Below are 11,680 nucleotides of genomic sequence, written 5' to 3'. Positions count from 1 at the left end.
ATGCCGACGTCACCGACCGGTCTGGGCACCGGCACGGAAAGCCAAGCCGAAGCCGCGCTCGCCGGGCACCCCGGGATCGCGCGGGCCCGCGTGACCCGCGAACCCGGCACCGGGCGGCTCGTCGCCCACGTCGTGCCGCGGGACCCGGTCGCCGAGGACGGCGACGACCGCAAGCGCGTCGACGAGTGGCAGCTGATCTACGAATGGGTCTACGGCGAACTGCCCGAGTCCGGTGGGCTCGGGGAGAACTTCGTGGGCTGGCACAGCACCTACACCGGGCTGCCGATCGAGCTCGCGCAGATGCGGGAGTGGCGGGACGCGACCGTCGAGCGGATCACGTCGCTGCGGCCGCGCCGGGTGCTGGAGATCGGCGTCGGCACCGGCCTGCTGATGGCCAAGCTCGCGCCTTCGTGCGAGGAGTACGTGGCGACGGACTTCTCCCCCACCGTGGTCGAGACGCTCACCGGCCAGGTCGCCGGGGACCCCGCGCTGGCCCACGTGACGCTGCACAACCGCGAAGCCAACGACTTCTCCGGGCTGCCGGACCAGCACTTCGACACCGTCGTGATCAACTCGGTCATCCAGTACTTCCCGGACATCGGCTACCTCGCGGACGTGCTGCGGCAGGCGGCCGCGCTGCTCGCGCCCGGCGGCGCGGTGTTCGTCGGCGACGTGCGGAACCTGCGGCTGCTGCGCGCCTTCCGGACCGCGGTGCTGGCCGACGAGCTCGCCGCCGCGCCCGGGTCGGCCCGCGAGATCGTCGAGAACAGCGTCCTGGAGGAGAAGGAACTGCTCGTCGACCCGGACTTCTTCCCGGCGCTGGCCGCGACGCTGCCCGGGATCGCGGCGGCGGACGTCCGGCTCAAGCGGGCCCACCACCACAACGAGCTCAGCCGGCACCGCTACGACGCCGTGCTGCGCAAGGAACCCGCCGAGACGGTCGAGCCGGCGCTGACCGCGGCCTGGGACCCGGGCGCGCTGGAAACGCTGCTCAGCGACGTCCGGCCGCCGTCCGCGCGGATCACCGGCGTGCCGAACGGCCGGGTCGCGCGCGAGCTGGCCGAGCTGGCGAAGCTCGACACCGGCCGCACCCCCGCCGCGGTCACCGCGCCGGACCCCGAAGACCTCCACGAGATCGGCAAGCGCCGCGGCTACCAGGCCGCGGTGACCTGGTCCGCCGAAGGCCCCGGCCTGGTCGACGTCGTGTACACGCGCGACGGCGAGCCGGTGACCGTGCCCGCCTCGGCCGCCACCCCCGGACTGCCCTTCACCACCTACGCGAACGCGCCCTCGCGCGCGGCGAAGACGAGCTCGTTCGTCGCCGAGCTGCGCGCGTACCTCGCCGCGCGGCTGCCCGCCGAAGCGATCCCGCACGCCTTCACCACCGTCGAAGACCTCCCCGAAGGGACCGGACATGCCGACCACTGAGGGCGCGCGGATCCCCGCGACCCGCAAGGAAGAAGGCCTCTGGCTGCTGGAGCGGCTGGTCCCCGGCGAAGGCGTGAACAACGTCCCGGGCGTCGCGCTGCGGGTGGCGGGCCGGCTCGACCGGGCCGTGCTGCAGGAAGCCGTCACGCGGCTGGTGCGCCGGTACGACGCGCTGCGGACCGTCTTCCACGCCGACGACACCCGGCTGACGAAGGAGGTGCTGCCGTCCTTCCCGGTCCGCCTGGAGGGCGAGGACAGCACCGACGTCGACGCCGGGCTGCGCGAGCTGATCACGCGGCCGTTCGCGCTCGACGGCACGCCGCTGCTGCGCGTCGGCCTCTACCACGGCCCCGAGCACGACTCCGTCGGCGTGGCCGTGCACCACCTGATCTTCGACGGCACCTCGATGTCGATCTTCCTGGAGGAGCTGGCGGCCGCGTACGACGCCGTGCTCGCCGGGGACCTCCCCGACGCGAGCGAGCCCGTCCCGCTGTGGCCGGAGTCCGAGCCGAAGCCGGCGAGCCTCGCCTTCTGGCGCGAGCACCTGCGCGACTTCGACGCGAGCGGCCTCGAACTGTGGTGCGGCGGCCAGGAAAGCGCCCAGCCGACCCTGCGCGGCGAGCAGCTGGTCCGCGCGTTCTCGCCCGAAGCGAAGGACGTCGTCACCGCGCTGCAGAAGGACCTCAAGGCCCCCGACGTCGTCCTCCTGCTGGCCGCCTACTACCTGCTGCTGCACGCCCACGGCGCCGGCCCCGACCTCGCCGTCGGGTTCCCGGTGAACGTCCGCAGCCAGCAGGCCCAGCGCGCGATCGGCTACCACGTCAACATCGTCCCGCTGCGCGTCCGCATCGACCCGGCCGAGACGTTCCGGACGTTCAGCCGCCGCGTGCGCGACCTGTTCTTCGAGGCGATCGCGCACGCGGACGTGCCGATGGACGTCCTGCTGCCCGAGGTCGAGCGCGCCGACTCCTCCTGGCGCACCACGATGTTCCGGCACGTGTTCAACTACCTGCCCTTCGGCGGGCGGGCGGCCACCAGCATCGGCGGCGCACCCGCCGAAGTCGCCGAAATCGACCCGGGGCACAGCAAGTTCGACCTCGAGTTCGTCATCCTGCCCTCGGCCGGCGAGAGCCGCGTCAAGGCGGTGTACGGCGCCGAAGTGCTCGGTGGCGACGACGTCGGCCTGCTGCTGGAGCGCTACGACGCCCTGCTCGTCGCGGCCGCGGGTGCGCCGGACCGGCCGCTGGGCGAGCTGGACTCGTGGGGCGCCACCGACCGCCGGGTGCTGGACGCGCCCGCGAAACCGGCGTCGCCGGACACCGTGCTCACCGCGATCGCCCGCGGCGTGCGGGAAACCCCCGGCGCGCCCGCTCTCGTCACCGACGAGGGCACCACGTCCTACCGCGAACTCTGGCGGGCCGCTTCGGCCGTCACGACCCTGCTGGCCGACGCCGGGACCGGGCCGGGCGACCTGGTCGCCGTGGTCGCCCCGCGCGGGCGCGAACTCGCGGCCGCGGTGCTCGGCGGCTGGCTGGCCGGCGCCACCGTGACCACGGCCGACCCGGGCCAGGCCGACGTCCTCGAGGTCGTGTCGGGCGCGAAGCTGGTGCTGGGCGCGGCGGAAACCGCGCCGCACGCCTCGATCCCGTGGCGGCCGATCTCGTACGCGGTCACCGTCGCCGTCGAGCCGGACGCCGGGGCCGTGTCCCCGGACAGCGCGGCACTGATCGGCGTGACCCACCGCGAACTCGCCGCGGCCGCCCGGCACAGCGCCGCGCTCGTGCCGCCAGGGCGACCGGTGCTGTGGCTGACCTCCCCGGCCACCGGTGCCGCCGTCGCCGAGCTGCTGCTGGCCCTGACCACCGGCGCCCCGCTGGTCGTGGCGCCCGACGCCGCCCGCACCGACGGCCGGCTGCTCGCCGATCTGCTCACCCGCCACGACGCCGGCGTCGTGCACGCCACCCCGGCCGTCTGGTCCCGCGTGGTCGAGCACCTCGGCGAAGCCGCCGGCGGCCGGACCGCGCTGATCGGCGCCGAACCCGCGCCCGCCCCGCTCGTCCGCACGCTGCGCGCGCTGGAAGCCGACGTCCACACCGTGTTCTCCGGCGCCGGACGCTGGGTGCTCGGCGACGGCATGCCGGTCGCGGGCCTCGAAGCCGACGTCGTCGCCCCGGACGGGCGGCGGCTGCCGCTGGGCGTGCGCGGGGAGCTCCGGCTGGCCGGGACCGCCACCGGCGTGCTCGCGCACTGGCGCACCGACGGGTCCCTGCACGTCCACGGCCCGCGCGAGCGCCAGCTGTTCCTCGGCGGCACCCGCGTCGACCTGGCGACCGTGGAGGACGCGCTGACCGCGTACACCGACGTCGTCGCGGCGGCCGTCACCGCCCGGGTCACCGACGAGGGGACCGAGCTGGTCGCCGTGGTGCACGCGCCGGACAAGCCGCAGCTGGCCGCCGACCTGGCGCGGCACGCCGAGACGGCGCTGCCGCCGCGGGCGCGCCCGGCCTGGTACCTGCGGGTCGACGCGTTGCCCGAGACCGCCGGGCACGAAGTCGACCGGGCGGCGGTCGCCGAACTGGCCGCCACCGCCGGGCCGCCGGCCGAACTGCCCGCCGAGGTCGTCCCGGACGCCACGACGGCCGCCGTCATGGCGATGTTCGCGACGCTGCTCAAGCGCAACGACGTCACCGAGGACACGAACTTCTTCGCCAGTGGCGGGCACTCGCTGCTGGCCGCCCAGCTCGTCCAGTCGATCCAGAAGAAGACCGGGGTCCGGCTGAAGCTGTCCGCCGCCTTCTCCCACCCGACGCCGGCCGCGCTGGCGGAGCTGATCACCGAACGCGGGAGCACCCGATGACGACGTCCTTCAACCCGGCGCCCCGCCCGTTCGAGCGGGCCGAGACCATGCACGGCCTGTTCGAGTGGTGCGCGGACCGCTGGCCGGCCCGCACCGCGCTGCACCACCGGGGCCGCGACATCACCTACCGGGAGCTGGCGGAGACCGCCGACGCGTACGCGGCCGAGCTGCAGGCGCGCGGGGTCGGGCGCGGCTCGATCGTGCCGGTGCTGCTGCCCCGCTCCCCCGAGCTGTTCGCGACGCTGCTGGCCGTGCTCAAGTGCGGTGCCGCCTACGCGGCCCTGGACCTGCGCTGGCCGCGGACCCGGCTCGCGGAGCTGATCGAGCACCTCGGCGGCCCGGTGGTGGCCGCCGAGCGCGGGGCCGGGTGGTCGTCGATGTGGTCACCGCCTGCCCAACCGATCCTCGGCGCCCGCCCGGCCGCGGTCGACGTCGGCGCGGACGACGCGTGCGCCGTGTTCTTCACCTCCGGGACCACCGGGACGCCGAAGGGCGTGGTGACCGCGCACCGCGGCAACGTGCGGCTCTTCGACGACTGGCTGTTCACGCCGCTGGACTCCGGTGCGGTGATGCCGCAGGCGCTCGCGGCGACGTGGGACGCCTTCGGCCTCGATTCGTGGGGCGTGCTGTTCAACGGCGGCACCCTGGTGCTGCTGGAGGACACCCTGGAGCTGGCGACGAAACTGCGTGACCTGGTCGCCATCCACGGCGTCACCACGATCTTCCCGCCCACCGCGGTGTTCCACAGCATGGTCGACAGCGACCTCGACGCGTTCGCCGGCCTGCGGGCCGTCGGCACCGGCGGCGAGAAGCTCTCGGCCCGGCACGCGGCCCGGTTCCTCGAGGCGTACCCGGACATCCCGCTCTACAACATGTACGGCCCGGTCGAGTCGAGCGTGGCGGCCACCTGCCACCGCGTCCGGCCCGAGGACTGCACCCCGCCGGATTCGGTCCCGCTCGGCCTGCCGTTCCCCAACACCCAGGCGTACATCCTCGACGGCGACCGGCTGTGCGACGTCGGCGAGAGCGGCGAGATCTGCCTGGGTGGCAAGGGGCTGGCGCTCGGGTACTTCGAGGACTCTTCGCTGACCGCGCGCAAGTTCGTCGAGCTCGCCCTGCCGTCCGGCCCGGAACGCGTCTACCGCACCGGTGACCTCGGGCGCTGGACCGCCGGCGGGCTGCTGCACTTCGAAGGCCGCGCGGACCGCCAGGTCAAGATCCGCGGCCACCGCATCGAACTCGACGACGTCGAGCACAACGCCGGGCGCGTACCGGGTGTCGGCGCGTGCGCGGTCGTGCCGGTGACCGGGGCCGACGGCGCGTACGAGGACCTGTGCCTGTTCTACGCCGGTTCCGGCGATGCGCCGGGCGAGGAAGAACTGCGCACCCGGCTGGCCGAGCGGCTGCCCGGCTACCTCGTGCCGGCTCTGGTGCAGCGCCTGGAGCGGCTGCCCGTGCTGGAGGACCGGAAGCTGGACCGGCGGGCGCTGGCCGAGCTGGCGGCGAGCCGCCGGATCGCCTCGGCCGCCCCGGTGGCCGAGTCCCTTTCGGACACCGAAGCCGCGGTGGCGGGGTTCCTGCGCGAGATCATCGGCGTGCCCTCGATCGCCAGCGACGTCTCGTTCTTCCGGCAGGGCGGCAACTCGCTGTCCGCCGCCCAGCTGTGCTCGCGGATCAGCCGGGACCTCGGCGTCAAGCTGCGGATCTCCCAGGTGTTCGAGGCGCCGACCGTGCGCGGTGTCGCCGGGCTGATCACCGCCGGAAAGCCGTAGGAGGAAAGCCATGCCCGTCCGGACGGCCGAGGACATGACCACCCAGATGCGGGTGCTGTGGACCCTCGGCGAACTCGGCGATCCCCTGGCGCTGCTGCTGCGCGGCCCGGAGGATCCCTACCCGCTCTACGAAAAGATCCGCGCGAAGGGTCCGCTGCACCGCAGCGAGCTCGGCGCGTGGACGACGGTCGACCACGCGACGGCCACGAAGGTGCTGCGCGACCGGCGGTTCGGCGTGCTCAAGTCCGACGGCAAGCCGATCAGCCCGGTCATCACGTCGTTCGACAACTCGATGCTCGGGGCCGACGGCGCCGACCACGCGCGGCTGCGCAAGCTGGCCACGCCGTTCCTGAGCCCCAAGGCGATCCTCGGGTTCCGCGACAAGCTGACGGCGATCTGCCACGAGCTGCTCGACCGGGTCGACACGAGCCGGGAGTTCGACCTGATGGCGACGTTCGCCGACCTCATCCCGGTCACGGTCGTGGCGACCATCTTCGACATCCCCGAGCCGTTCCTGAGCCGCTACCTGGAGCACGGCCCGAAGTTCGGCACGATCTTCGACGAGATCACGTCGGCGGAGCACATCGCGGGCGTGCAGCGGTCGCTGGACGAGCTGGACGCGCTGTTCACCGAGCTGATGGAGATGCGCCTGGCCCACCCGGGCGACGACGCCGTCAGCAAGCTCCTCACGGCCCGCGCCGAGGACCGGCTCACGACGCACGAGCTGGTGTCGATGTGCCAGCTGCTGACGCTGGCGGGCGCGGAGTCGACGGTGAACCTGATCGGCATCGGCGTCAAGACGATGCTGGAACAGCGGGACCAGTGGGACAAGCTGGTGGCCGACCCGGACCTGGCCCCGCAGGCAGCGCAGGAGTCCCTGCGGTTCGAGGCCCCGGTCCAGCAGTCCAGCCGCGTGTCCACAGTGGACGTCGAGGTCGGGGACACGGTGATCCCCGCCGACACGGCGGTGGTGATCCTGACGGCGGGCTGCAACCGCGACCCCGCCGTGTGGTCCCGTCCCGACGTTTTCGACATCACCCGCCCGACCACCCCGGACAACCTGTCCTTCTCGGGCGGCTCCCACTACTGCCTGGGTGCGCCGCTGGCGCGGCTGGAGGCGGACGTGGCGTTCCGGGTCCTGGCAACGCGCTTGCCGAACCTGCGCCAGACGGGCCCGGCCGACCGCCGGCGCTCGGCGATCATCCGAGGCCTCCGCCACCTACCGGTGGCGAACGGCTGACGATCCTTTTCCGGACGGCCGGCACCCGAACCAGGGTGCCGGCCGTTCGCCGTGCGTGCTCGGTCCGCGGCTGGGTCGTGAGTCTTGATCGGGGTAAGGATGTGGCCGGCTGGGTGATAGGCCTCGTCGGCGGCGGTCAGCGCGCCGGCGATGTCGAGGTCGCGGGCGGCGGAAAGGTCGTTGCGGGAGCGGGGCAGCACCGCCGAGGCCCACATCGGGAGGCCGTCCGGGGTGGCCACGAGTTCGCGCCGAATGTGCGGTGTTGCCCGAGTACCACAGATGCAGTGTGGCGCCGCGGTCGCCGCGACCCGGTCACAGGCGAGCAGGCTGCCGTCCAGGATGACGTGGGTGTCCCCGTGGCCTGCCGTCGGCGAGGACGTGGTGCAGGTCCGAGGCTCGGGCGGACCGCTTGCCAGTAGGGGTCAACGCACGCAGGACACCGGTGACGAGCCAGACCAGAGTAGGCCGTGCGGGGGCGTGGGTGTAGGCCCGTAGCCGGTTGGCTGCGGGCCTTTCCCGTGTTCAGTTCGTTCAGGCTGCGAACGGTAAGGGCTGATGCAGGTTGTTGCGCCTGGGTTTTCGGCGTTTGTCCAGGAACCCCGGCGGCAGGAACTCCGGCAGCCCGTCTGTGGCGATGCGGACCTGCCAACCGGACCGATGCAACAACCTATGGTGGTGAGCACACAACAACACCAGGTTGGCCAAGTCGGTCAGGCCACCCTCGGCCCAATGACGGACATGGTGGCCCTGGCAGTGCCGGGGCGGGCGGTGACACCCGGGGAAGGCGCAGCCACGGTCGCGCAGGAACAGGGCCCGGCGCAGGCCCGGGGAGATCAGGCGACGGGCCCGGCCCAGATCCAGGGGTTCATTGTGGGCGCCGAGCACGGCGGGGATCAGCTTGCAGTCGCAGGCATGAATCCGCGCCTCGGCCGCCGACATCGAACCGGTGTCGCCCAGGGTCGCCTGCCCGAGACCGGATTTCAGGTCCGCCAGGGACACCGCGACCAGGACATGGGCACGTTCCCCCGCCTGCATCGGCAGATCCCGGGAATCGAGAGCCAGATCCACCGCGTCGGAAAAGGCGTTGCCGTAGCGTTCCTGCGGGGACCGCCAGTCCGGGCCGTCGTCAGCGTGCCGGCGTTCGGCCAACGCATCGAGCAGGGCACTGGCGCGGGTACCGGTCTCGTCGTCGAACCGACCGGACAGTTCCCAGACACCAGTTCGTTTACGGCGCAACGAGAGTTCCCGGGCAGGGGTGGCAGGCTCGGTGTCCTCGGGCTCGGCACCATCGGGATCGAGGTGGGCCAGGATCCGCGCGCCCAGGGCAGCGACCTGCTTGTGCCCGGCGTCGGCGGCGAAGGCCAGCAGATCACGTTCGGCGGCATCGCGGTGCTCGGCGGGAATCCGGGCCACGGCCTCGACGATGGTGTCGATCATCGGCGCGCTCAGCAAACCGTCACGGGCGGCGACACCGGTGGCGGGAGCCAGAGCGGCGGCGCCATCGAGACTGTGGCCGGGGTGGAGAGCCTGGGCTCGGGCGAAGGTACGCTCGGCAGCAGACTTGGGAACATCGGCAAGGTGCTCGTACAACCGCGCAGTAGAACGATACCCGAACAACTCCATGACACCACGGGATTCGATTTCCACCAGCAGCGCACCAATTTCCGCCTCGGCAGACCGCACGACGGTGAGCAGCGAAACGATGCGGTCGGCCAAGGCCTCCGCGTCCGCTTGCCACACCGCTTCTCTTTCCACACAACAAGATTACCGACCATCGACCAGATGTTCATCACTCGATAAGGTGACGATGATCGTTGCGTGGGGAATCGGCGCTGCCGATCACCACAAAAAGCCAACCACCGGGGCGCCGATTTCCCACGCCCCGGCGAAGCCGCATCTTTGAAGCCGGCCGGTGCCCCGCGAAGGAGCACCGGCCGTCCGGTCAGCGTCAGTTCACCGCGACCTGTGTGCCCAGCGGCAGCGACGCCGAAGACGAACCCGCCTTCACCGACCGCGTCCCGCCTCCCCGCTTCCACGCCTTCGCCGCCGAGTCCCAGTAGCTCAGCTGGCGCGGGTCCACGTGGATGGTCAACGTCCGGTACGCGCCCGCCGTCAACGTCACCTTCGCGTACCCACCCAGCGCCGTCGGGGCCTGCGGGGCCGTCACCTGCGGGCTCGGGCCGAGGAACACCTGGGCCACCTCGGTTCCCGTCCGGGTCCCCGTGTTCCGCACCGTCACCTTCACGTCCAGACCACCGTCCGACGCGTTCGTGGCCGTCAGGCCGCTGTAGGCGAACGACGTGTACGAAAGGCCGTAGCCGAACGGGAAGAGCGGGGTCACCTTCTTGTCCGCGTACCAGCGGTAGCCGACGTCGACGCCCTCCGTGTACTTCACCTGGCCGTCCTGGCCCGGGTACAGGCCGGCTTCGCCGCTGACGAGCGTGTGGGCCTCGTCCACCGGGAACGTCTGGGTCAGCTTGCCCTGCGGGTTGGCGTCGCCGTACAGCAGCGCCGTCGTCGCTTCCGCGCCCTTCTGGCCCGGGTACCACATCTCCAGCACCGCGGCCGTCTTCGCCAGCCACGGCATCTTCACCGCGGACGCCGTGTTCAGGACGACCACCGTGCGCGGGTTGGCCGTGGCGACCGCGTCGATCAGCTCGTCCTGGTAGCCCGGCAGCGACAGGTCCGGGCGGTCGAGGCCCTCGGAGCTGTCGTCGTAGGCGAACACGATCGGCGTCGTGGCCAGCTTGGCCGCCGCCACCGCCTCGGCGATCTTGGCCGTGGCCGCGACGGGGGTGAGCCAGTGCAGGTTCACCTGCAGCGGCTTGACGAAGTCCGCGAAGCCGTAGAGCAGCAGCGAGTGCTGGCCCGCGGTCAGGTGCACGGTGATGCCGGTGTAGCCGGTCGCGATGGAGTCGCCGAACAGGCCGCTCGCGGCGCCGTCCACCTGGAGGAAGCCGCCACCGCCGGTGGCCTGCAGCTGGATGCTGTAGTCGCCCTCGACCGGCGCGGTGATCGTGCCGTTGTAGAACACGCCCTCCGCGCCGGCGGGCAGCCCGCCGCCCTGGGTGTAGGCCGGGGACAGCGCGTTCGCCGGGACGACCTCGCCCGCCGGGTCGTAGCCCGTGGTGTAAGTCGTGGTGCTGCCCGCGCGCTTCTTGATGACGTCCAGCGGGGTGGCCGGCGTGGCCGACGGGAGCACGTGGGAGCTGCCGCCGCCGTTGAGCTTCGGCGTCTTCGCGTTGTAGCCGATCACCGCGACCTTGCCCGACTTCGCGGTGCTCAGCGGCAGCGCCGCCTTTTCGTTGCGCAGCAGGACCGCGCCGGCCTGGGCGACGTCCTGCGCGGTCGCCGTCAGGCCGGACAGGTCACGCGCCGGGCGCGCCGGGTTGTCGAGCAGGTGGAACCGGTCCAGCTGGCCGAGGATGCGCGCGACCGCGGTGTCCAAAGCGGACTGCGGGATCTTGCCCTCGCTGATCGCGGTCTTGAGCTGGTCGCCGAAGTACGTGCCGTCCGGCATCTCCTGGTCGAGGCCCTTGGGCAGGCTGTCGGGCGTCAGCGACATCCGCCAGTCCGACATCACCCAGCCCTTGAACGCCAGCTGCTCCCGCAGGATCCCGGTCAGCAGGTCGCCGTTCGCGCACGCGGACGGCCCGTTGAGGTTGTTGTACGAGCACATCACCGCGCCGGCGCCGGCCTTCACCGCCGCCTCGAACCCGGGCAGCTCGACCTCGTGCAGCGTCTGGTCGTCCATCTGGACGTTGATCGTCTGCCGGTCGTTCTCCTGGTTGTTGCCGGCGAGGTGCTTGACCACCGGGATGGTGCCCTGGCCCGCGATGCCCTTGACCTCCGCCGCGGCGATCCGCGACGTCACCAGCGGGTCCTCGCTGAAAGTCTCGAAGTTGCGCCCGCCGTACGGGATCCGGATGGTGTTCACCATCGGCGACAGCAGCACGTCGGTGCCCAGCGCCCGGGCTTCGCGGCCGACGCCGGCGCCGTAGCGGGTGGCGAGCGACTCGTCGAAGCTGGACGCGAGCGAAACCGGCGCCGGCATGACGACCGACGGCTTGTCGACGCGCACCCCGGCGGAGCCGTCCGCCAGCCGCAGCGACGGGATGCCGAGGCGCGGCACACCGGGCACGTACCCCGCTTCGCCGACGCTGTTCGGGTCCGTGCCGCCGTGCACCAGGGAAAGCTTCTCGTCGAGCGTCAGCTCGCCGACGAGGCTCCGCACCCTCGGCGAGAACTTCGCGGCCGGATCGGCCGCGGCGCCGGCCGCCGCCAGACCGGACGTCAGGAGTACGCCGGCCAGGACGACCGCCGCCGTGCGCAACCGTGGTCGCGCACGAAGAAGATCATTACGCATAGTCACCCCAGAAACCC

At 72.3% G+C, this 11,680-nt stretch carries 6 protein-coding genes; 4 read left to right on the top strand and 2 right to left on the bottom strand.

What is annotated here, in order from left to right; genetic code table 11:
* From MUY14_RS02790 to MUY14_RS02775, 4 genes are read left to right on the top strand one after another with little or no spacing between them, the layout of a single operon-like run.
* Complete coding sequence (locus MUY14_RS02790; protein ID WP_247020473.1) at positions 1–1,428, top strand: class I SAM-dependent methyltransferase; 1,428 nt, start codon at positions 1–3, stop codon at positions 1,426–1,428.
* A complete protein-coding gene (locus tag MUY14_RS02785) occupies positions 1,415–4,285 on the top strand; it encodes a condensation domain-containing protein (RefSeq protein WP_247020471.1) in 2,871 nt (956 codons plus the stop codon). The genes MUY14_RS02790 and MUY14_RS02785 overlap by 14 nt, the downstream gene beginning before the upstream one ends.
* On the top strand, positions 4,282–6,057 hold the full coding sequence (locus MUY14_RS02780; protein WP_247020469.1) for a non-ribosomal peptide synthetase: 1,776 nt from the start codon (positions 4,282–4,284) through the stop codon (positions 6,055–6,057). The genes MUY14_RS02785 and MUY14_RS02780 overlap by 4 nt, the downstream gene beginning before the upstream one ends.
* Positions 6,058–6,067: 10 nt before the next feature.
* The gene (locus MUY14_RS02775) at positions 6,068–7,297 is read left to right on the top strand and encodes a cytochrome P450 (RefSeq protein WP_247020466.1); all 1,230 of its coding nucleotides are present in this window, start codon (positions 6,068–6,070) and stop codon (positions 7,295–7,297) included.
* Positions 7,298–7,828: 531 nt separating this feature from the next.
* On the opposite strand, the gene MUY14_RS02770 is transcribed toward MUY14_RS02775, so the two are convergent.
* The gene (locus MUY14_RS02770; protein WP_247020464.1) at positions 7,829–9,052 is read right to left on the bottom strand and encodes an HNH endonuclease signature motif containing protein; all 1,224 of its coding nucleotides are present in this window, start codon (positions 9,050–9,052) and stop codon (positions 7,829–7,831) included.
* Between the two features lie 193 nt (positions 9,053–9,245).
* Positions 9,246–11,630 carry a beta-glucosidase gene (locus MUY14_RS02765; protein WP_247020462.1) on the bottom strand — a complete coding sequence of 795 codons (2,385 nt, stop codon included), beginning with the start codon at positions 11,628–11,630 and terminating at the stop codon, positions 9,246–9,248.
* Positions 11,631–11,680 lie beyond the last annotated feature (50 nt).

This window comes from Amycolatopsis sp. FBCC-B4732, assembly GCF_023008405.1.
GTDB classification, from domain to species: Bacteria; Actinomycetota; Actinomycetes; order Mycobacteriales; family Pseudonocardiaceae; genus Amycolatopsis; species Amycolatopsis pretoriensis_A.
The sequence above is the reverse complement of the archived record's forward strand: the minus strand, read 5'-3'. Positions and strand labels throughout refer to the sequence as shown.